The following is a 20,745-nucleotide window of genomic DNA, read 5'->3' on the forward strand; positions in this document are numbered from 1 at the left end:
CCCTGATTTTATTCTTGAGGGATACCGTATTCTGTAAAATTGTGTTACGATAATTTCGTTAATGACTATACCGATCATTACAGGTGAAGGAGAATTGTTCGCATGCCACAAGCCAATAACATCAGGCAGTTGTGTGAAGCCACTCGAGAGAAATTAAAACAAGCGGTGGAGAAGCTTGAAACGTTCTTAAACCATCATTCTCTGCCGCAGCTAATGGAAGGCCAAGACGAAGACAGAGTATTGTTTTACCAAGGGTTTTTGTCAGATCTGCGTCACCTGCTTGTGTTCAGTGAGGTTTGCTACGAGAAGCTAGGCGTTGCCCTCCGTCGCGGTACCTTTGACGAGGAAGCTGCTGAGAAAGTGCTGTACCATGTGTATCATGATTGCGTTAATAACTTCTTCTATCCTAAAAATGAAAGCTATTCCGAAGATGGCAGATACGCCTATACGGGTCAGGATGCCATTCGATTCCGTAAGAAACCGGTTCGCGCGGCGCGTGACATCGTGCTGGATATCACCGGAATTTTTGAGGAATTGCGGGACGATCTCAATTATTATGAGAGCGATTATTTAACCCAATTACGATTAAACCGTTCCGCCAAATAAAAATGAAAATGAAACGACAAGATGCCGTGATGACGGCATCTTTTTATTTTTGGGAACGATTTGCTAATCGCGCAGCGCATAAGGGAATCAGACCGGGGAGAAAATGATACGCGAGGTGATCAATATGCCAAATGGGGAAAAACCCATAGTTAAATGTAGCGTATCCAACTGCACCTATTGGGGAGAGAAAAACGTGTGCAATGCCGACGTCATTATGATCGATGTCGACCAGCATGCGAAGAACCATTATTCGGCGGAGTTCGCTGGTGAATCGTTTGATACGGAACACCAAGATGCTGCTGCATCGTCCGCTTCCACTTGCTGCCATACGTTTAAACCGAAGTCCAAATCGTCGTAAGGAAAACACATTTCACGGAGGTGCTTCAGATGACGGATACCAAATCAGACAAACCGCACAAAAAGTCGGCCGAAAAGAGCCGCACCGACTACCCGCGTAAAGTGAACCGTGAGCACCGTGAGGAGTATGCGGCCGAGGTTACCCCGGCCGGGACGTACAGCGGTAACGTGATCCGCAGTGAAAGATCCGAAGAATCTCACGATGCTGTAGGTAACAACGATACGGCAGGACGCACCGTTGGTTATGTCGGCGTGGGTTTAGGGATCGCCTCATTGTTCTTTTGGTCGATTATTCTGGGGCCGCTGGCTGCGGTTATGGGCTTCTATGCCTACAGCCAAGGCAACAAAACATCCGGGGCTTGGGCGATCGGCCTGGGGCTCGTATCCACGTTAAGCTACTTTGTACTGATGCCATTTACTCGCTAACCGACGTCCGATGGGGCTGCGGAAGCGCTGGAATCATGACCGTCATACTAACCGGCTAACGCCATCTTTAAGGCGTTGGCCTTTTCTTTTCTGCAGCTTTTATCGAAAAAGGGTGGTATGCGTCGCGGATTGCGTGTAAAATATAGGCATTGAACTAGTTATTCCTCGATAAGGAGCTTATTACGCATGCAAATCGATCCGCGAACGGTGGAACAGCTGATTCAGCTTCAGTCTTTAAATCCATTAAATTTGCAACAATCGTCATCTGAACGAGCAACCGGGGATATGGACGGCTCGTTGTTTGATATATTGCTTCAGGAAATGATGTTGGCTGAGCAGGGCGAGAGATCTTTGCCTGAGACCGGCTCCAGTGTTGATACTCAAGCTTTATTAGCATCGCTTCAAGGGTATCTATATTCTGCGGGGATCGACGGCGGAGATTCGTTAGACGCAGCCTCTTTTGCAGAGCTGCTTCCGAATTACTTAACGGCCGCTGCGGCAGCGACAGTAGGGGATGTTCCGGGGCAAGCCGCGGAGGTTACCGCTGACTTGCAGTCTTTGATTGCCGAAGCTAGTTCGCGATATGGCGTGCCGGAGAGTCTGATCAAAGCGGTCATTGCGACGGAATCCTCCTTTAATCCGCAGGCGGTATCGTCCGCCGGAGCCAAAGGGCTGATGCAGTTGATGGACGCAACGGCGAAAGGGCTGGGAGTCAGCGACCCGTTTGATCCTGCGCAGAATATTGATGGCGGCACCAAATATTTGTCATATCAAATCCACCGTTACGGCGGGGATATTAAAACGGCTCTTGCGGCCTACAACGCTGGACCAGGCAGACTGCAACAGCTGGGCATCAGCAACGATGAGCAACTGATGGAGAAGTTCCACTTATTGCCGCAGGAGACGCAAGGCTATATTGCCAAGATTATGCGAGCGCAAGCGAAATACGAGGCTTAATTTGGTTATAAAATTGAGAAGTACATGATTCGAAAGATCAAATGGAAAACGCTCCGATCGCGGTGATTTCGGGAATACGCGTTTTTCATTTGATCTTTTTTGAGATGAAGGTGAACCTAATGATCTATTTTGACCATGCGGCGACGACCCCGCCCTATGAGGACGTCACCAAGACTGTAGCAGAAGTAATGGCAAGGCACTATGGCAACCCGTCTTCATTACACCGGCTGGGCGAAGATAGTGCAAAGCTGTTGGACAAAGCAAGGGAGGTAAGCGCCGCTGCACTAGGCGTTCAACCTCGGGAAATCGTATTTACCGGCGGGGCGACGGAAAGCAACAATATGGCCATTAAAGGGGTTGCCCTCCAGTTTATCGAACGGGGTAAACATTTAATCACAACGGCAACGGAGCATCCGTCTGTACTCGAGAGTGTCAAGCAGTTGGCCTCATGGGGCTGGGAAACGACGATTCTTCCGGTTGACGAGAATGGAGGCGTGACCGTCAAGCAGGTGCGGGAAGCGTTGCGCCCAGATACCGTGCTGGTGACGATCATGCATGTGAACAACGAAACCGGGACCATACAACCGGTGGAGGAAATCGGCCGCATGCTGAAAGCGACTGCCCCTAGGGTGCTGTTTCATGTAGATGGCGTTCAGGGCTTTGGCAAGCTGCCCTTGTCGTTGAATGACAGCGGAATTGATTTATACAGCCTGTCTGCGCACAAACTAAGAGGACCCAAAGGGGTAGGCCTGCTGTACGTCCGCGAAGGGCTTCGGCTTGCGCCGCTGCTGGCTGGCGGCGGACAGGAGGGCGGCTATCGTTCAGGTACGGAGAACATCCCTTATATCGTGGCTTTCGCGAAGGCGTTACGTCTGGCGAAGGAAGGCCGCGAGACTCGGGCAACCAAGCTGTATGGCTTGCGTGAGCGTCTGATGAAGGGGCTTGCAGAATTGCCGGAGCTTGTGGTCAACTCTCCGGCGCAAGGCGCGCCGCATATCGTGCATTTCTCTTATCCGGGGATGAAAGCTGAGGCGTTGCTGCACATGCTGGAGGAAGAAGGTTTTTTCGTATCTACCCGCTCAGCTTGTTCTTCCAAGCGAAGTGAACCAAGCCGTATTCTGCTCGCTATGGGCAAAACGAAGGAAGTTGCCTCGTCCGGCATTCGGATCAGTCTAGGCGAGGAACATGAAGAACGAGACATTGACGCCCTGCTTGCCGCGTTGCAACGAAGTGTGAAGCGGCTGCAGGCTTTACGATAGGAGAGAAACGTTAAAATGGAATATGATATGCTGCTGCTCCGTTTTGGAGAAATCACCCTTAAGGGGCGAAATCGCTCACGCTTCGAGCAAGTGATTCACAATCATGTCAAAGCACTGATGCATAAATTTCCCCGGGCGCAAGTCATCAAAGAATATGGAAGAATTTTTATTGCCATCAACGGAGAGCCGCTGGAGCCGATGATTGCGGAGATGAAGAACGTGTTTGGCGTAACTTCGATGTCTCCCATCAAAGTTGTCCCCTCCCGGTTGGAAGATATTCTGCAGACGGGAGTTGATTTCATTAACGAACTGGGGCCGGCCCCGGGAACGAAGTTTAAAGTGACTGCCCGCCGGATCTGGAAGGCATTTCCCCACTCGTCGCATGAAATGAACAGACTGGTCAGCACCCCTATCCTGAACGCGAACCCCGAACTTAAGGTGGACGTTCATCACCCCGAAGTGGATCTGCGCGTGGAGATTCGAGAGCAGGGTACGTATTTGTTCTGTGAAGTGATCCCGGGGGCAGGAGGATTCCCGCTCGGCTCAAACGGTAAAGCCATGCTGCTCTTGTCCGGTGGAATCGACAGTCCGGTTGCCGGTTGGTCGGCGCTGCGTCGCGGATTGGAAATCGAATGCGTTCATTTCCACAGCTATCCTTTTACGAGTAAAAAAGCCGAGCAGAAGGTCATTGATTTAGCCCAAGTGTTAGCTAGGTATTCCGGCTTCATCAAGCTGCACCTCGTGCCGTTTACTGAAATTCAAACGAAGCTGGCACAGACCGGTCAGGATAACTTGATCATCACGATGATGCGAAGAGCGATGCTGCGCATTGCCACGAAGCTGGCGGAACGGAATGGCGCCTTGGCTCTGGTCACCGGAGACAGCTTGGGCCAAGTAGCCAGCCAAACGTTGTCCAGCATGAATGCGATCGGACGCGTAACGAATCTGCAAATACTTCGGCCGTTGGTGATGACCGACAAAGTGGATATCATTGCGTTGGCACAGCAGATTGGCACGTACGACTTGTCGATTTTGCCCTATGAAGATTGTTGTACGTTATTTGTTCCGAAATCTCCAGCAACCAACCCAAATCTGCGAGTCCTGGAGAATGTGGAGCGTTCGCTGACGGATTTGGATGAAATGATTGACAAAGCGGTCGAGGATACGGAAACGATCTTTATCCGCCCTGGGCGCACCATTAAGCGACGGGAGAACACAGAGGATAATGTCGTTCAGGAAAGCTGGTTCTAACTATAAAAAAAGAGAAACCCGCCAAGCCAATTCAAATGGCTTTCGGCGGGTTTTACTGTTTCTAGCGGGTTGCCGGATGCGTCTGAGCTCCTTCAGTTTCTTTGCGCTGTTGGCGCTTCTTCATGTAACCCGCTAACAGTACAGCGGCGATTACAATGGCGATCAGTAGATAACGAAGAGCTGGATTCTCTTCGAAGAAATGCACGAAATGGCGCTCCTCGGTAATCATATTGGCGGCGGTGTAGGCAAGCACGGCAGCGCCAAGATAAGCGATCCAAGGGAACTTGTCCAACAGTTTAATAAACAAAGTACTACCCCAAACAACGATCGGGACGCTGATCAGCAGGCCGATGACCACCAGCACCATATGCTGCTTGGACGCCCCTGCGACGGCAATGACGTTGTCGAGCCCCATGGCAGCGTCAGCAATGATAATGGTACGAATTGCCGGCCATAGCTTGTCCTTGGCTTCAATGTTGTCATGACCGCCTTCATCTGCTAGCACTTTGTAGGCGATAAAGATTAGCAACAACCCGCCTATGGCTAGCAGCCAAGGGATTTGCAACAACCATACAACAATCAGCGTTGCTGCGATTCTTAGCACAACGGCACCGATTGTACCGTATAGGATAGCTTTCTTCTGTACCGTGTGGGGCAGCTTTCGTGCCGCCATCCCGATGACGATGGCATTATCACCCGCTAAAATGAGATCGATAAAAACAATATTGATCAGAGCGAGAAAAAATGCAGCACTAAATAAGTCCACGTTATGTCACTTCCTCTATAGACGTATATACGTATTAAATCGCTAAAAAGATTCATTTGTCCAGAGATGTTTTTATAAAGTGGCATAGCTTGGCTACATCCCTCATACAAGTTGTAGGGGGAGGGATGAGCTTGGAACATTTGCTGCTGTTATCAGAAATTTTAATCATCAATCTCGTACTCAGCGGCGATAACGCCGTTGTAATAGCTATGGCAAGCAAGAATTTGCCGCTCAAACAACGTAAGCGGGCGGTATGGTGGGGGGCATTGGGAGCCGTACTGTTGCGTTGCGTTTTGACCTGGGTAGCCGTGTTACTGTTGAAAATCCCGTTTATTCATGCGGCAGGCGGCGTGCTGCTGGCTGCGATTGCCGTGAAGCTGCTGCTGCCGCAGGAGGAACACTCCCGCGTGGCGGGCGCAAGCTCATTATGGAAGGCGGTGCAGACGATTCTCGCCGCCGATTTTATTATGAGCTTGGATAACGTGCTGGCAATCGCTGCGCTGGCAGAGGGCGATGTGTCGATTCTTGTAATCGGGATCGCCATCAGCATTCCGATCGTGGTCTGGGGCAGCAATCTGATCGCCGATTGGCTGCAGCGTCTGCCGATCCTCGTTTATGCCGGAGCAGGCATACTCGGATACACTGCCGGAGATATGCTGCTGCAGGATCCGCAGCTTGGACCAGCGCTTGCGGCGGCTGCCCCCGCATTGGCACGAGCTGTACCGGCGGGAACCGCCGCGGTCGTTATTATGTTCGGCTGGCTGCGAAAATATAACGCCGGGCGCAGCTAACGCCCCCAGCAGTTCCATCCACACCATCCGAAAAAAAACATCGGGCCCCGCCTTAGGCCGAGTGGTTTTTTGGGCAGAATTCATATAAACTGGAAGTGAAGGGGATGTCGTAAATTGCAACGTCTTGTCCCTCATTGTCTTCTGGAAGGTGTGTGATGGATATGTCCGACAACAACAAACTCATGACTGGCGTCTTGATCCTCGCTGCCGGAGTGATTATCCTGCTCGGTAAATTAGGGTTTTTCAGCTTTCTGGGAAGAGCGCTTTGGCCGCTGCTGCTGCTGATCCCTGGGATCTTGCTGCACATCTGGCATTTCTGGCGGAAAGGTCCTGCGGAATTGCTGCTTCCTGGTGCCATTCTGGTCGTCTACAGCCTTGTATTTTTTACCGGGGTTATCGGTGGATGGCAAACCTTGAAATACACCTGGCCGATCTTCTTCCTCGGCGTTGCCGTCGGTTTGTTTGAGTATGGTTACTTCGCGCCTCAGCGCCAGAACGGAATATTCATCGCCGCCCTGATTTTGGGAGCGATCTCACTTCTGTTGCTCGGTTGGACGTTGTTTGCTTCATCCATCGTTTATTTCTTGGCTATTGTTCTAATCGTTGCCGGGATTTGGTTGATTGCAGGTCGAGGCAACCGTCGGAGATCATGGTGAGGCAGGGATAGTTCTTGAAAATTTCAAGATTTCACGTATAATATAAGGGATATGTCAAGCGTCGGCATTTAAGTCGACGCTTTGTTTTGTGGTCGATGAGACTGCACTTGGTCTTGTCGACTAATTCCTGTTCGAAGTGCAAATTGTATTGATAAACCCTTCTCAATAATCTATAGAGACGAAAGGATATGGAGACAAACCTATGCATGATAGAAAACAAATTCGCAATATTGCGATTATTGCCCACGTTGACCACGGGAAAACGACACTTGTCGATAAACTGCTGCAGCAATCCGGGATCTTCCGGGAGAACGAAGCAGTGCAAGAGCGGGCCATGGACTCCAACGATTTGGAGCGGGAACGCGGAATTACCATTTTGGCCAAAAATACCGCCATTACGTATAAAGACTATTTGATTAATATTGTGGATACTCCGGGACACGCCGACTTCGGCGGGGAAGTAGAACGGATTATGAAAATGGTCGACGGCGTGCTGCTCGTGGTGGATGCTTACGAAGGCTGCATGCCGCAGACGAAGTTTGTACTTCGCAAAGCGCTGGAACATCATCTGACACCTATCGTTGTGGTGAACAAAATCGACCGTCCAGCCGCACGTCCGGCCGAAGTCATCGACGAGGTGCTGGATCTGTTTATCGAGTTGGAAGCCAGCGATGATCAGTTGGATTTCCCTGTCGTTTACGCTTCGGCGTTGAACGGCACATCCAGCCTGGATCCAGAGAAGCAGGATGACAACATGCTGGCATTGTATGAAACGATCATCGATCATATTCCGGCACCGACGGAGAACGTCGACGAGCCGCTGCAATTCCTCGTCACGTTGATGGACTATAACGAATACTTGGGAAGGATCGCTATTGGCCGAGTGAACCGCGGCGTGATTCGCCAAGGTCAATCTGTCGCAGTCATGACGCGTGACGGCAGCAAGAAGACCGCACGCATCGAGAAGCTGTTTGGCTTCCAAGGCTTGCGCCGCGTGGAAATCGAAGAAGCGGGCGCCGGGGACATCGTCGCCGTTGCCGGGATTAAGGATATCAATATCGGGGAAACGATCGCCGATCCGAACAACCCGGAAGCCTTGCCGGTCTTGAAGATCGATGAACCAACGCTCCAAATGACGTTCCTTGTGAATAACAGTCCGTTTGCAGGACGTGAGGGTAAATGGGTAACTTCCCGTAAACTGCGCGAGCGTCTGTTTAAGGAACTCGAAACGGACGTTTCCTTGCGTGTGGATGAGACGGACAGCCCGGACGCCTTTATCGTATCTGGCCGTGGTGAGCTTCATCTGGGGATTCTGATCGAGAATATGCGTCGTGAAGGATACGAGCTGCAAGTATCTAAGCCTGAGGTTATCGTACGGGAAATCGACGGCGTGAAGATGGAACCGATCGAACGCCTGCTGATCGACGTGCCGGAAGAGAGCATGGGCGCCGTTATGGAAAGTTTAGGTTCCCGCAAAGCGGAAATGGTGAATATGGTCAACAACGGTAATGGCCAAGTTCGCTTGGAATTCTTGATTCCAGCCCGCGGCTTGATCGGGTATCGGACGCATTTCCTTACGTTGACTCGCGGCTACGGCGTTATGAACCACGCGTTCGACAGCTATGGTCCATTTGTTGGCGGCCAAGTTGGCGGACGTCATGAAGGCGTGCTGGTTTCCAGTGAAAACGGCGTTTCGACTCTTTACGGGATCTTGTCCATTGAGGATCGCGGCATCCTGTTTGTGGAACCAGGTACAGAAATTTATGAAGGTATGATCGTAGGGGAGCATACCCGCGATAATGATATCGTTGTAAATATTTGTAAAGAAAAACAACTGACCAACGTCCGTTCTGCTACGAAGGACGAAACAGTGAAGATGAAGACACCGCGGCTCTTCTCGCTGGAACAGGCGCTGGAATATTTGAATGACGACGAATATTGCGAAATTACGCCAAAATCGGTTCGCTTGCGCAAGAAGATTCTGAACAAGAGCGAGCGGGAACGTGCAGAAAAACATCGCAAAATGGCGGAAGCCAACCTATAATTAGGAATAAGGTTGCCATTTGAAGGAGGGTTTCGTTATGCAGGCTTGGTTTGCCAGCCATCCGATAATTTCCTACGTGCTGATCTTCGTGCTGATTATTTATGTTTACAATAAGGTGTTTCGTGCACAGCAGAAGCTGCCGCTGTTTAAGGAGATTATTTTGTACCTCCTCATGGCGCTGGGTTCCTTCCTGCTGCTCATTTTCCAAATTGATAAGCTGCCGATCATTCAATGTTTGCTGGTGGCTGTCGTATTGATGCTTATGGTGAGAATTCGTTATTTTGTCGAGGGACGACGGAACAAGCAGAGCAAGAAGGGTTCACCGTCTGGCGATAAATCGCTATAATTTACCTTCGCTTTCGAACCGGTAACTTTTCCGAAGCTCGGTACGTCTTATTGAATACAACAACATTTTTACAGAAATAAGGTGTTTTAGTTCATGAGTTCTAACCGCAGCGGCTTACCTCCACGAGGGAAGGGCCAACGAGGGTCGACAAAAGGTTCAAAACGGGGTTCCACTCGAAAAAGAAAATCCAGCGGCCTCAAACGGTTCTTCCGAACCGTCCTGACGCTCCTCATTGTCGGAGTGATTGGGGTAGGACTTTATGCAGGGTATTTATTCTATACCGCCGATAAGGTGATCGATGCCACAGGGACCTCAGGCGAGGTGCCACCTGAGAAATCCGCCAAGGTCAAGCCGATTACGATGCTGCTCCTAGGGACGGATTACCGTCCGCAGACCGGCACCCATCTGAGTGACGTGATGATGGTCATCGCGATGAACCCGGATACGAAATCGGCCACGGTTGTCTCTCTTCCGCGCGATACGAAGCTGGAATTGGACGGATATAAGACGAATAAGCTCAATGCGTACTATCCGAACTTCCTAGCGGCAGAGAAGAAATCAGGAATCCCTGCCACTCAGGAAATGAAAACGATGATGAGCAAGTTTTTTGGGATCAACATCGATTATGTAACGGTGCTGAATTTCCAAGGGTTCCGCGATGTGGTGGATGCGCTGGGCGGCGTAGACGTCAATGTGGATGCCAACATGTGTTATCGGGATACGGCGGATGGCACGAACATCAATCTGAAGAAAGGCGAGCAGCACCTGAACGGGGAAGATGCGTTAGGTTATGTTCGCTACCGCAAATCGAACTGTAGTCCGAAGACGAAGGGTTCGGATGATTTCGATCGTAACCGCCGACAAAATGAAGTACTGCACGCCCTGATTGATCAAGCGAAGTCGCTGAATGGGGTCATGGGGGCTGGCAAAGTCATTGAATCCGTCGGCAAGAATTTGGAGACGGACCTGGAATCGCAGCAAATGAAGAATATCATTCAAGCGTACTGGAATATTTCCAAGGAAAATGTAGATTTCATGCCAGTAACCGGGGATTGGAAGAGTCCGTACGTATACTTGCATCAGGATGAACTCGAAGCGGCTAAGCAGGCGCTGAAGGATCAGCTCGACGGGAAGGCAGGTTCGGCGCAGGCAAACACCGGGGAGACGGAAGACGGACAGGTCAACTGACGATTGAATGCAAGTTTTACTGCGTGCTATAATACAATTGACTTAAGGATAGCTGAAGCGTATTGAGCAGAAATCCGATGTAACACCGTACAGGAGGGCTGGTCTAATGTCCGAAGTCGTAACCCAATTGTCTGATTCGCTTTATTCCCTACTCCAGTCCGAAACGTATGTATTGTTGAACACGGTGGATCAGGAATCCGGCGGCCCTACATCCAGTGCGATTTCTTGGGTGTATGCCGTGGATCCTTCGAAGTTGCGGCTGGCTCTGGATCATCGCTCCAGATTGGTCGGCAATTTGAAGGCCAATCCGCGGGCGACAGTGACGGTGTTTGGCCAGGATACGATTTATGCCATCAATGGCCGAGCTTCCGTTGTACAGGATCCACTGGATGGAGTGCCGTTTAATATGTGCTGTTTCGACATCCAGATCGATGCGGTGCGAAACGCGTTGTTTTATGGCGCGCAACTGGTGTCACCGCCGGAATATGCCAAAGTTTATGACCAGCGTGCTGCGGACATGCTGGATCGTCAAGTGTTTGAAGCCATGAAGAAAGCCTAGCGAGTTGATCGCTAGGCTTTTTTTCCTTCTTGGGACAAACTTAACGCAGATTTTGCCGCGTTCCGCCGTCGCCAGGGGCGATTTGCATTTGCTTCGGATTGCCTTCCGGCGGACGGGTATCGTTCGGAATTTGAGGGACGATCCGGCCGATAATATCTGCCAGCTCGGTGGCGAAGCCGGACACCGGCCGACCTTCGCGGATTTTTTTGCCGATCTCGGCAATCCGTTGATTTAAGTCGATATCCGCGGTGACGATGGCGCCGGCCCCGTGCGGATCTTTTCGAAGCGCTTCAGCTACCGTATACTTAATGCTTCCAACCCTTGCACGTTCGAGGCGGCTATCCACATCGATACCCACGATGGCGGTTTTGCCCATAATGACACAATGCGCGCCTTTCACGCCGGGGACCTTTTTCACCAATTGTTCCAAATATTCTTGTCTTTCCTGATCCGACATGACCTCTTTATCGTTGATATTGGTTGCATAAGGGTCCAGGCTATGTGCCTGGGGCGCATTCCCTGTTTGATTATTTGGAGAGGGTGATGCCTTTTCAGAACGAGTTCCGCAACTTGTAAGCAGGGTAGCCGTCAGTAACAAACACAGCCATAATCGCATGTTCGATCCGTCCTTTCGGAATTGATCTCTCGATACCGGGTTCTAATATCGGTTATAGAGTTCCCGGGACGCCAAAAAATATGTATGCTCATAAGGCTGCAATGACCGCGGTGGAGGGGATAATGGTGAAGAAGATCTTTGTATTGGATACGAATGTATTATTGCATGATCCGGGGGCCGTATTTGCCTTTGACGAACATGATGTGGTCATTCCGGCTGTCGTGCTGGAGGAAATCGACAGCAAGAAGCGTAACGCCGACGAGATCGGCCGGAATGCGCGGGGCGTCTCCCGCTTGCTGGATGGCTTGCGGTCGACGGGCCATTTGCATGATGGCGTACCGCTGGAGGGCGGCGGGCGAATTAAGGTGGAGTTAAATCACCGCAGCTTCGTCAAGGTTCAGGAAATGTTCGGGGAAGTCACTAACGACAACCGGATTCTTGCCGTAGCCCTGAATTATCACCTGGAGCAAGCGGAGATGGAAACGCCGCGGCCGGTGATCCTGGTCAGCAAGGATGTACTGGTTCGGATCAAAGCCGACGTTCTGGGACTTCATGCTGAGGATTACTTGTCAGACCGGACCGTAGGCCCCAGCGATCTATACGGAGGTTATTCAACCATTAAGGTTCACCCATCGGTGATCGATGAATTTTATACGTATCGCTTTTTGCCCATTAACCCGCTGGGACTTAGTTATTCCCTTTATCCGCATGAGTTTGTAATATTAAAAGATGAGATGGGAACCGGAAAATCCGCTTTGCTGAAAGTAAACGAAGATGCTACTCGCTTGGAACCGTTGTATCTTAGCAATGAGCCGGTTTGGGGAATCAGCGCCCGAAATGCGCAGCAGCGCATGGCATTGGAATTGCTGCTTAACGATGATATTCCGCTCGTCACGATCACGGGCAAAGCCGGGACGGGGAAGACGTTGCTTGCGTTAGCCGCCGGACTGTTGAAGGTTGAAGATGAGCACAAATACAAAAAGCTGCTGATTGCCCGGCCCGTTGTCCCGATGGGCAAAGATATCGGTTACCTTCCCGGTGAAAAGGAAGAAAAGCTGCGTCCGTGGATGCAGCCGATCTATGATAACCTGGAGTATCTGTTCGATACGAAGAAATCAGGTGACATTGAGAAAATCTTGATGGGGCTGGGCAGCATCCAGGTCGAGGCCCTCACATACATTCGCGGCCGCTCGATCCCGGGTCAGTTCATCATCGTGGACGAGGCGCAAAACCTGTCGCGCCATGAGGTGAAGACAATCGTGTCGCGCGTCGGTGAAGGCAGCAAGATCGTGCTGGTCGGTGATCCGGAGCAGATCGACCATCCGTATCTGGACGCTTCCAGCAACGGGTTAACCATATTGGTCGAACGCTTTCGCGACCAGGGGATCAGCGGGCATATCACGCTGGAGAAGGGAGAACGCTCGAAGCTGGCTCAGCTGGCGGCGGATTTATTGTAGAAGGGAGAGCTCGCTCACATTCGAGGAAAATCATAGTAGCAGCCCGGCGAATCGTGCAACTTGATTCCCGGGCTTTTTTCGTGCGTGTGAGCCGGACTTTTCAGTGAATGATGGTAAAATCAACTAAGAGGCGGACCGGTACAGTCGAAATCGCATATCGGTCAGAGGGTCCGCCGGGGCGTATACATTTTTTTACGGGACAATTCATCCGGCAATTTGCTACAATACGGAGTATCAGAAGGTTATCGATTGACGTGACGTGCGCTCCTAAATTGTGGAGAGGAAGGACAGGCGTGAAGCGAAAAAATCATTGGGTGCTTTTTGCAATCCTCCTGCTCGCTTTAATTAATCTGTCGCCTAGCGAAGAATTAACGCTAGTTCGCCAAGAAGACGGCGGGGAGGCTCAGCCGGTTACGCCGCCTGAAGCGCAAACCAAGGAGGAGACTGGCCACATCCAGGTGGCAGTACAGATGAATGAGACTGACTTCCGTCGTCTGGAGGAGATGAACCGGCAGTTTACGCTGAGCCATCCGGTGGAGGTGGATCTAGTGAATGTGCCGATGGAGGAGAGTTATCCCGCGTACCAACGCAAGCTGATGAAGCTTGGGGAGTCGCCGGACGTTCTGCTTTTGGACAATGTCTGGGTTCGCCGTTTTGCGGCGGACGGTTACCTGCTGCCCACGGAGGGGTATTTCTCAGGTTCCTTGTCAGGCGAAGTGTTAAGCGCTTCCTTGATTCCGAACGAGTGGAATGGTTACGTATGGGGAGTTCCGCTCGATGTGGATCCCTATGTGCTGGTCTATCATGAGGACAAGCTGAAGCAGTTAGGATGGAAACGCCCGCCGGCTACAGCGGATGATTGGAACGTCTTCGTCTCCACCTTCAAAAAGCAACATTCCCAGCCCTACCTGTTAGGGTTGGATTTCCGTGATCCCTACGCTGCAGCGACCTTACTATGGCAAGTCGGCGGAGGCTGGAAACCAACCGGTTCCGGACCCTTCTATGTAATGGAAGAGGGCCATCTGACATACGCCTTGCAACAGCTGGAATCACTGCGCTCAACGCTTTTGGATTCTAGCTTGACTGGATTGGATGCGTGGAGCAAGCTGAGTGACGGCGAACTGTCGATGATGATCACGACGGCAACGGAAGCCGAGAAGCACCGGCATCCTCGCACGAAAATCTGGATGCCCGAGCTGCAACAGAATCTAGCGTCGACGTGGATCCTCGGCCGAAGTTACGCCGTTTCTTCCCAAACGGATCATCCCGATGCGGCCGGATTGTGGATCTCGGAGATGACCTCCCTTTATAATCAAGCGCGTTGGTATGAAACTACCGGGAATCTTCCCGTGCTCAAAACGATTTATTACGAAGCCGCGCGAAATCAGCTTCCCACTTGGATCCCCGCCACGTTGGCTGCGGGCTCCGGCATTGTACTGCCAGCCAGTCCATCGCTACCGGAACAGCTCGAAAGCTTCGCACCGCCTACCACCGATTTTTTAAGCGGAGCGATTACCGGCAAACAATATCGCGGACGGTTGGCTGAGCTAAGTCGATAAAACATTACCTCGTACTTATAATGTCAACTTCAATTTCACAGTTAACGTCCCCTCGGAGATCACTGCTTCAGTGGCCTCCACGAAGGGGACGATTTTTTTCGGATAAAAGCCAAGGTCGAAATCCCGCTCCAGTTCAGCCCGCGTCGTATCCGGGAGAGCCAATCCATTAAACAGCAAACGGTCTACGTGGAAAACAATTGCGTTCTCCGGTTCCTGCTCCACCGTATAATGACCCTCGACTTCGAGCTCCAAGCCTTCCCGGCTGCCGCGTGCGATGATCTTATTTGTTTTGAATTGAAAGCTCATATCCTTGAGCAGCTCGTTCTTGCGGTAGAGAAACGCATTTAGATCCTGCTCGTGGACTTCTAGACGATAGCCCCCTTTTTCAGCGATCAAACTGCTCTCGTTCTGCTTCAAAAAGTCGGAGAATTGCGACATCGCGGAGCTGAGTGCCTGAAAATATCTGCGAAGCTCGTACAGTCCAACGTTCTCCCAATAGGCAGTTAACTCCTGAATTAACGCCTTCAACTTCTCGGGATCGGCGCTGAGGCCAAGGGATTCGTCGACGCTTTGTCGAAGCGCGGCCACTCGGGTTCGCTGGAGCTCCAGTTCTTCCTTCATACGGGCCAGTTCAATGGACGTGGCTTCCAGCTTCTGTTTGGTCTTCGTCAGTTCAGCATATTCCGACTTGTATTGGTTAAGGATGGTACGATCCCGATCCAGAATGAGTTGATAATAATCCAATACGGTAAAAAAATCTTTCAGACTGTTCACACTCAGCAAAGCATACAGCAGATTTTCCCGTTCCCCCATATAATACGCACGTAATCTTAAGCCAGCTTGTTCGCGGCTGATCCGGATTTGCTCGTTTTTATCACTTAATTGTGCCTGCAGCTTGTGAAGGTCTGTTTCCGTCTCGTGCTGGCGGGAAGCGATTCGCTCGATTTCTCGGTCGATTTCCTGAATGGACAAGCTTTGTTCCAGGATCTGTTGTTCTTCAGCAGTCAGCGGAGCAGCGGCAGCCGACAAACTGGCAAACTGAAGAGCCGCCAGCAACAGCAATAGACAGAGCGATATGATGCGTATCTTCAACAACGATCCTCTCCCATCTGTAGTTGTCCTATATATATGATAACAGGTCCCGAAATAGCAGAACTCACGAAAAAAGGCGTTCCAGCATAATGCCGAAACGCCTTTTTGAAATACTTATGCGATTTGGGATTAGAGGGGTAAACCCATTTTGAAGACCGTCCAGTAGCTGAAACCGGTAAATGCGACGATCATATATCCCCAGAACAGCAGGATATAGGTTCTCTCGGTAAGCTTCAGATAGCCGAAAAGGACGAAAAAGGCGGTTTGCAAGAAGAACAGCAAAGCCATTTCCGTCAGATCGCCCGCAAAGGCCATAAGCCCAATAGCCAGTGTGAAGAAGCCAAGGACGCGAAACATGCGTGCCACGAGGTAATCCCCCTTTCTTATGTATCAACGAGCCTTCCATTCCTTTTCCCATTATACCCGTTAGGCTGAAAAGTGTAAACGAAAAGTCACGATTTAGCCAAATATCGAAGGTGTTGTTGTGACAAACCTTACAGTAGTGTTGGTGCCCCCTACTCTTGTTATTCATTTCATGAAACGTCATGTATGGAGTCCCCGGATTTTGGAAATACATTTTAGTATCAAATAGATTCTATGAACTCTATGAGAGGCATAGAAATGGAGTAAGAAGCATTTTACCCTTACGCCTGCCGGAGACCGCCGGTTGGATGACGGTTAGATTAGGATGTCGTTAGGAGGTTTTTATAGCATGACAGCTGTGAGACAAGATGCATGGAGCCCAGAAGATGATTTGATTCTGGCCGAGGTTACCCTTCGGCATATACGGGAGGGCAGCACCCAATTAAACGCTTTCGAAGAGGTCGGAGAACGGATAGGCAGAACGGCGGCGGCCTGCGGTTTCCGATGGAACAGCTGCGTTCGCAAGAAGTACGAAGCGGCCATAAGCATCGCGAAAGCACAAAGACAGAAACGTAATTATATGAAAAAGCAAAACTCGCTAACGGCCGGTTCCGGCATGGCCTCGCTAACTTCCGTCGATATGGACGACAACGGTTATCGCGGAGATGGGGTGTCGGAGGAGACGATTTCGATCGACGCGGTGATCCGCTTCTTACGCGGATGGAAAAACACGATTCAGGAAACGAATCGCCAAATCAAAACGCTGGAGAAAGAGCTTAAAGAGAAAGAAGAGGAGATTGCGAAGCTTCGCGAGGAAAACGAGAAGTTGTCGGCGCAGGTCAATGAGGTGCAGACGGATTATCGGGTTGTGAACGACGACTATAAAGCGTTAATTCAGATCATGGACCGGGCCAGAAGATTAGCTTTCTTAAATGAAGAAGACGAAGAAAACAAATCCAGATTCAAAATGGATGCGAACGGAAATTTAGAACGGATCGAATAACCGAAAAATATCGCAAAATCTCGCCTAAATGGCGGGATTTTTGTGTTATTAGGGGGGAGTTTGGTATAAAGGGATTAGGAGATACAGAAAGGGAGTGGAGCTTCATGCAGATCGATATCATCGGTGCCGGTGCACTGGGGCTGCTGTTTGGCGGTAAGCTGGCGGCGTCTGGTGTGCCGGTACGTTTTTGGACAAGAACTGCTGAGCAGGCTGAAAAGCTAAATAAAGAGGGGATTCGTCTTACTGAAGCGGACGGGTCCACAACCTTTGTGAATGGAAAGCGGCTCAAAGCTTTTCCCGCTGGAGAAAGTGGCGTGCCGGATCGGGCGGCTGAATGGCTGGTGTTAACGACGAAGCAACGCCATATCGATGCGAAGCTGCTGTCTTTTCTGAAGCAGATTGTGGGGCCAGAGACGAAGGTTGTGTGCTTTCAAAATGGGATCGGACATCTTGAGCTGATCGGCAAAGCATTGCCGGGGATACCGCTCTATGCGGCGATTACAACGGAAGGTGCCAAACGGCTGGATGAATGCAGCGTGAACCGGGCTGGCCAGGGGACAACGCAGATTGGTGCGAACGGCGATATGGCCGATCTGGAGTCTCATGCAGAAAGTTTCGTGAAATTGCTGGTGAAGGCAGGATTTACCGCCCTTTTGTCGAAAGACATCGGGAGAGAAGTCTATAGAAAGCTGCTAATCAATGCGGTGATTAACCCCTTAACAGCTTTGTGGCGGCTGAATAACGGCCAACTGTTGGAGAACGATGAACGAATGGGCCTGCTCCAGCAACTTTGCGATGAAGGATTACAGGTTTATGAGGCTTACGGGATTCCACACGATGCCGATATGTTCAATCAAATCGTCAAGGTTTGTCGATCAACCTCAACGAATATCTCTTCCATGCTAAAGGACGTGCAGCAGGGAGCGCCAACGGAGATTGATCAGATTAACGGGAAAATCGTTGAGATGGCGCGCAGCAAAGGGGTCGCGGTTCCCGGACACGAGATGGTTTGGCGGTTGGTCCGAGCTTTGTAAGCTGACATGGATATAAAAATATAGTTACTTACTTTTTTGAATTGATTTTTTCTATAACCAAAATTGATGCGGAGGTGAGGCTTTGGAAGTGTTGGTCTCTTCCTTTATCGTGTTGGCTATGATACCGGTCATTCCATTTGGGCTCGTTTACTTCATTCATTATTATGTCAAACGGGACAAGAAAAGAGCGTTAAAGCTGGCCATGGACGTAACGACGCTATTTCTGATCTTGTCGGTCTCTGCTTTGTTTAATAATGTGTTCCATTCGACCTTTGGCTTCTATCTGATCGTAATCATTCTATTGGTGGTTAGCGGATTGATTGGCGGGGCGCAGACTCGCTTGAAGGGAAGGGTCGACGCACGCAAGCTGCTGCGTGTGGTGTGGCGTTTGGCGTTTGCGGCAACCGGATTAGCATACGTTTTATTATTTTTGATCAGCTTTATTACATATATCACCGCCGCTTAGGTCAAACTATGCTTAACTTTTCAATACCGAATAAAGGGATGACATACATGGTTAATTGTTAAGAAAATCAAATGTCAATATTGTATATTGGACTATTTTGTTAAAGTCTAGCGCGAAATTTGACAAATTACGCGAAAAATCTTTAATTTTGTGTTGGATTTTTTTGACCGCTGGTTGTATAATCTAAAAACATATACCAAACCATTTTAAGGGGGATATTGCTAGATGAAGAAGAGTAAGAGTCTATTGCTTCTTCTGACGCTCGTTCTTGCAGTCGGCACATTGCTTGCCGCATGCGGATCGAACAACGGAAACAGTGGCGCTGCAAACAATGGCGCAGCAAATGGAGGCAATACAGCTTCCGACAATGGTAACACCGGCGGAGAGAAACTGGCCGCAGATCAAACGCTTAGAATTAACCTGAGCGCTGAACCGCCAACTTTTGACCCGGCTCAAGCTCAAGACAGCCAAGCTAACACGGTTCTGAAATTGATGTATGAAGGTCTTACTCGTATGGATGAATCCGGTCAAGTTATCCCTGCTGCAGCTGAAAACTGGGACATTGACGGAACGAAGTATACGTTCCATCTGCGCAAAGACGCTAAATGGAGCAACGGCGACCCTGTAACGGCGAACGATTTCGTATTCGCTTGGGAGCGCGTTCTGAGCCCGAACACAGATCCGGCTGCACCTTATGCTTACCAATTGTATTACCTGAAAAATGCTCAAGAATATAACGAAGGAACAATTACAGACTTCAGCCAAGTTGGTGTCAAAGCAGTTGACGACTACACGCTGGAAGTAGAACTGGTTGCTCCAACTCCTTACTTCCTCGGTCTGACTTCCTTCTATACGTTCTATCCGGTTCACCAATCCGTTAAGGATGACGCGAAATGGGCGGTTGACCCAAGCAAAATGATCGTAAACGGCGCATTTACGCTGACCAACTGGGTGAAGGGCCAAACGATCGAAGTTACGAAGAACGAAAGCTATTGGGATAAAGCCAACATCAAGCTGAACAAAATCACCATGTCTCTGGTGAACAGCAGTGCAACTGAGTTGGCATCTTACCAAAACAACGAATTGGATCGCGCAGGTGCGCCTAACGGCGAAATCCCAACCGACCAAATTCCGATCCTGAAAGATCAACTGAAAGACGAACTGGAGATCAAAGGGATTGCAAGTACGTACTACTATGAATTTAACGTAACGGCTAAGCCGTTTGATAACGTAAATATCCGCAGAGCGTTCTCGATGGCAATCGATCGTCAAGCGATCGTTGACAACGTAACGCTGGGTGGTCAAGTTCCGGCATTTGGCTTCGTACCTCCGGGTATCAAAGGCGTGAATGACGAATACCGTAACGAACATAAAGACGACTACTTCACGGAAAACGTGGAAGAAGCGAAGAAGCTTCTTGAGCAAGGTATGCAAGAAGAAGGTTACACAAAACTGCCTGAGATCACATTGACTTACAACTCCAGTGAAGGCCACAAGAAAATCGCTTTGGCTATTGCTGATATGTGGAAGAAAAACCTGGGCGTTGACGTGAAAACGGAAAACCAAGAATGGGCCGTGTTCATCGAAAACCGTCAAAACCTGAACTACCAAGTAGCTCGTGCTGGTTGGAGTGCAGACTACAACGATCCGATGACATTCATGGATATGTGGGTAACAGGTGGCGGTAACAACGACACCGGCTTCTCGAACGAAGAATACGACAAGCTGATCAAAGAAGCGAAAAATAGCGAAGATATGGCACTTCGTGACGCGAACTTCGCAAAAGCCGAAGAAATCCTGATCAAGGACAACCAAGTCTTGATGCCGATCTACTACTACACGAACGTTTCGGCTACGAAACCGTGGTTGAAAGGTGTAGTACTTGATTACAGTGGTGCGATCGATTACACCCGCGCTTATATTACGGATGATCGTAAATAAGTCATTGC

General features: G+C 50.1%; 22 protein-coding genes. 18 read left to right on the forward strand and 4 right to left on the reverse strand.

Annotation, left to right across the window (positions count from 1 at the left end):
• The first annotated feature begins 102 nt into the window (after nucleotides 1–102).
• From C812_RS04345 to thiI, 6 genes are all read left to right on the forward strand, one after another.
• The gene (locus C812_RS04345) at nucleotides 103–606 is read left to right on the forward strand and encodes a YpuI family protein (RefSeq protein ID WP_016311472.1); all 504 of its coding nucleotides are present in this window, start codon (nucleotides 103–105) and stop codon (nucleotides 604–606) included.
• A gap of 193 nt (nucleotides 607–799) precedes the next feature.
• On the forward strand, nucleotides 800–964 hold the full coding sequence (locus C812_RS04350; RefSeq protein ID WP_316010343.1) for a DUF1540 domain-containing protein: 165 nt from the start codon (nucleotides 800–802) through the stop codon (nucleotides 962–964).
• A gap of 29 nt (nucleotides 965–993) precedes the next feature.
• Nucleotides 994–1,389 carry a hypothetical protein gene (locus C812_RS04355; protein ID WP_016311474.1) on the forward strand — a complete coding sequence of 132 codons (396 nt, stop codon included), beginning with the start codon at nucleotides 994–996 and terminating at the stop codon, nucleotides 1,387–1,389.
• Nucleotides 1,390–1,575: 186 nt separating this feature from the next.
• Nucleotides 1,576–2,346 (forward strand): lytic transglycosylase domain-containing protein, encoded by a 771-nt coding sequence (locus tag C812_RS04360; RefSeq protein ID WP_016311475.1) that lies wholly within the window; start codon nucleotides 1,576–1,578, stop codon nucleotides 2,344–2,346.
• A gap of 119 nt (nucleotides 2,347–2,465) precedes the next feature.
• Nucleotides 2,466–3,605, forward strand: a complete 1,140-nt coding sequence (locus C812_RS04365; protein ID WP_028537917.1) for a cysteine desulfurase family protein — start codon at nucleotides 2,466–2,468, stop codon at nucleotides 3,603–3,605.
• A 15-nt stretch (nucleotides 3,606–3,620) separates the two neighbouring features.
• Nucleotides 3,621–4,856, forward strand: a complete 1,236-nt coding sequence (thiI, locus tag C812_RS04370) for a tRNA uracil 4-sulfurtransferase ThiI (protein ID WP_016311477.1) — start codon at nucleotides 3,621–3,623, stop codon at nucleotides 4,854–4,856.
• A gap of 61 nt (nucleotides 4,857–4,917) precedes the next feature.
• On the opposite strand, the gene C812_RS04375 is transcribed toward thiI, so the two are convergent.
• Nucleotides 4,918–5,622: a TerC family protein gene (locus C812_RS04375; protein ID WP_016311478.1), complete on the reverse strand. Its 705-nt coding sequence runs from the start codon at nucleotides 5,620–5,622 to the stop codon at nucleotides 4,918–4,920.
• 131 nt (nucleotides 5,623–5,753) lie between these two features.
• On the opposite strand from C812_RS04375, the gene C812_RS04380 reads away from it, so the two are divergent.
• From C812_RS04380 to C812_RS04405, 6 genes are all read left to right on the forward strand, one after another.
• Nucleotides 5,754–6,413, forward strand: a complete 660-nt coding sequence (locus tag C812_RS04380; protein ID WP_016311479.1) for a TerC family protein — start codon at nucleotides 5,754–5,756, stop codon at nucleotides 6,411–6,413.
• A 161-nt stretch (nucleotides 6,414–6,574) separates the two neighbouring features.
• Nucleotides 6,575–7,069, forward strand: a complete 495-nt coding sequence (locus C812_RS04385; protein ID WP_028537918.1) for a hypothetical protein — start codon at nucleotides 6,575–6,577, stop codon at nucleotides 7,067–7,069.
• A 202-nt stretch (nucleotides 7,070–7,271) separates the two neighbouring features.
• Nucleotides 7,272–9,113, forward strand: a complete 1,842-nt coding sequence (typA, locus tag C812_RS04390) for a translational GTPase TypA (RefSeq protein WP_016311481.1) — start codon at nucleotides 7,272–7,274, stop codon at nucleotides 9,111–9,113.
• 37 nt (nucleotides 9,114–9,150) lie between these two features.
• Nucleotides 9,151–9,459: a YlaH-like family protein gene (locus C812_RS04395; protein WP_016311482.1), complete on the forward strand. Its 309-nt coding sequence runs from the start codon at nucleotides 9,151–9,153 to the stop codon at nucleotides 9,457–9,459.
• Between the two features lie 93 nt (nucleotides 9,460–9,552).
• A complete protein-coding gene (locus C812_RS04400; protein WP_016311483.1) occupies nucleotides 9,553–10,647 on the forward strand; it encodes an LCP family protein in 1,095 nt (364 codons plus the stop codon).
• 106 nt (nucleotides 10,648–10,753) lie between these two features.
• The gene (locus tag C812_RS04405; protein ID WP_016311484.1) at nucleotides 10,754–11,206 is read left to right on the forward strand and encodes a pyridoxamine 5'-phosphate oxidase family protein; all 453 of its coding nucleotides are present in this window, start codon (nucleotides 10,754–10,756) and stop codon (nucleotides 11,204–11,206) included.
• Between the two features lie 40 nt (nucleotides 11,207–11,246).
• Here C812_RS04405 and C812_RS04410 read toward each other — a convergent pair whose 3' ends face one another.
• Nucleotides 11,247–11,822, reverse strand: coding sequence for a YhcN/YlaJ family sporulation lipoprotein (locus C812_RS04410; protein ID WP_016311485.1), 576 nt, complete (start codon nucleotides 11,820–11,822; stop codon nucleotides 11,247–11,249).
• A 125-nt stretch (nucleotides 11,823–11,947) separates the two neighbouring features.
• Here C812_RS04410 and C812_RS04415 point away from each other — a divergent pair, with 125 nt between their 5' ends.
• Nucleotides 11,948–13,279: a PhoH family protein gene (locus C812_RS04415; protein WP_028537921.1), complete on the forward strand. Its 1,332-nt coding sequence runs from the start codon at nucleotides 11,948–11,950 to the stop codon at nucleotides 13,277–13,279.
• A gap of 293 nt (nucleotides 13,280–13,572) precedes the next feature.
• The gene (locus C812_RS04420; RefSeq protein WP_016311487.1) at nucleotides 13,573–14,838 is read left to right on the forward strand and encodes an extracellular solute-binding protein; all 1,266 of its coding nucleotides are present in this window, start codon (nucleotides 13,573–13,575) and stop codon (nucleotides 14,836–14,838) included.
• Nucleotides 14,839–14,853: 15 nt separating this feature from the next.
• Here C812_RS04420 and C812_RS04425 read toward each other — a convergent pair whose 3' ends face one another.
• Nucleotides 14,854–15,930, reverse strand: coding sequence for a coiled-coil domain-containing protein (locus tag C812_RS04425; RefSeq protein WP_028537923.1), 1,077 nt, complete (start codon nucleotides 15,928–15,930; stop codon nucleotides 14,854–14,856).
• Between the two features lie 129 nt (nucleotides 15,931–16,059).
• Nucleotides 16,060–16,296 (reverse strand): DUF2626 domain-containing protein, encoded by a 237-nt coding sequence (locus C812_RS04430; protein ID WP_009225581.1) that lies wholly within the window; start codon nucleotides 16,294–16,296, stop codon nucleotides 16,060–16,062.
• Between the two features lie 346 nt (nucleotides 16,297–16,642).
• On the opposite strand from C812_RS04430, the gene C812_RS04435 reads away from it, so the two are divergent.
• The 4 genes from C812_RS04435 to C812_RS04450 all read left to right on the forward strand — a co-directional run bounded on the left by C812_RS04435 (nucleotide 16,643) and on the right by C812_RS04450 (nucleotide 20,737).
• On the forward strand, nucleotides 16,643–17,296 hold the full coding sequence (locus C812_RS04435) for an RsfA family transcriptional regulator (protein ID WP_009225582.1): 654 nt from the start codon (nucleotides 16,643–16,645) through the stop codon (nucleotides 17,294–17,296).
• Nucleotides 17,297–17,400: 104 nt separating this feature from the next.
• A complete protein-coding gene (locus C812_RS04440) occupies nucleotides 17,401–18,330 on the forward strand; it encodes a ketopantoate reductase family protein (RefSeq protein ID WP_016311489.1) in 930 nt (309 codons plus the stop codon).
• Nucleotides 18,331–18,418: 88 nt separating this feature from the next.
• Nucleotides 18,419–18,796: a DUF3397 domain-containing protein gene (locus tag C812_RS04445; protein WP_341860317.1), complete on the forward strand. Its 378-nt coding sequence runs from the start codon at nucleotides 18,419–18,421 to the stop codon at nucleotides 18,794–18,796.
• Between the two features lie 225 nt (nucleotides 18,797–19,021).
• Nucleotides 19,022–20,737, forward strand: a complete 1,716-nt coding sequence (locus tag C812_RS04450) for a peptide ABC transporter substrate-binding protein (protein ID WP_016311491.1) — start codon at nucleotides 19,022–19,024, stop codon at nucleotides 20,735–20,737.
• The last annotated feature ends 8 nt before the right edge of the window (nucleotides 20,738–20,745 follow it).

Origin of the sequence: Paenibacillus barengoltzii G22 (assembly GCF_000403375.2) — a bacterium.
In the GTDB taxonomy this organism is placed as follows: domain Bacteria; phylum Bacillota; class Bacilli; order Paenibacillales; family Paenibacillaceae; genus Fontibacillus; species Fontibacillus barengoltzii.

Excerpts from the sequence above, each read along its gene's own strand:
- C812_RS04410 (WP_016311485.1), bottom strand. The coding sequence starts at position 11,822 with ATGCGATTATGGCTGTGTTTGTTACTGACGGCTACCCTGCTTACAAGT.
- C812_RS04400 (WP_016311483.1), top strand. The coding sequence starts at position 9,553 with ATGAGTTCTAACCGCAGCGGCTTACCTCCACGAGGGAAGGGCCAACGA.
- thiI (WP_016311477.1), top strand. The coding sequence starts at position 3,621 with ATGGAATATGATATGCTGCTGCTCCGTTTTGGAGAAATCACCCTTAAG.
- C812_RS04435 (WP_009225582.1), top strand. The coding sequence starts at position 16,643 with ATGACAGCTGTGAGACAAGATGCATGGAGCCCAGAAGATGATTTGATT.
- C812_RS04440 (WP_016311489.1), top strand. The coding sequence starts at position 17,401 with ATGCAGATCGATATCATCGGTGCCGGTGCACTGGGGCTGCTGTTTGGC.
- C812_RS04365 (WP_028537917.1), top strand. The coding sequence starts at position 2,466 with ATGATCTATTTTGACCATGCGGCGACGACCCCGCCCTATGAGGACGTC.
- C812_RS04355 (WP_016311474.1), top strand. The coding sequence starts at position 994 with ATGACGGATACCAAATCAGACAAACCGCACAAAAAGTCGGCCGAAAAG.
- C812_RS04450 (WP_016311491.1), top strand. The coding sequence starts at position 19,022 with ATGAAGAAGAGTAAGAGTCTATTGCTTCTTCTGACGCTCGTTCTTGCA.
- C812_RS04405 (WP_016311484.1), top strand. The coding sequence starts at position 10,754 with ATGTCCGAAGTCGTAACCCAATTGTCTGATTCGCTTTATTCCCTACTC.
- C812_RS04395 (WP_016311482.1), top strand. The coding sequence starts at position 9,151 with ATGCAGGCTTGGTTTGCCAGCCATCCGATAATTTCCTACGTGCTGATC.
- typA (WP_016311481.1), top strand. The coding sequence starts at position 7,272 with ATGCATGATAGAAAACAAATTCGCAATATTGCGATTATTGCCCACGTT.
- C812_RS04360 (WP_016311475.1), top strand. The coding sequence starts at position 1,576 with ATGCAAATCGATCCGCGAACGGTGGAACAGCTGATTCAGCTTCAGTCT.
- C812_RS04385 (WP_028537918.1), top strand. The coding sequence starts at position 6,575 with ATGTCCGACAACAACAAACTCATGACTGGCGTCTTGATCCTCGCTGCC.
- C812_RS04345 (WP_016311472.1), top strand. The coding sequence starts at position 103 with ATGCCACAAGCCAATAACATCAGGCAGTTGTGTGAAGCCACTCGAGAG.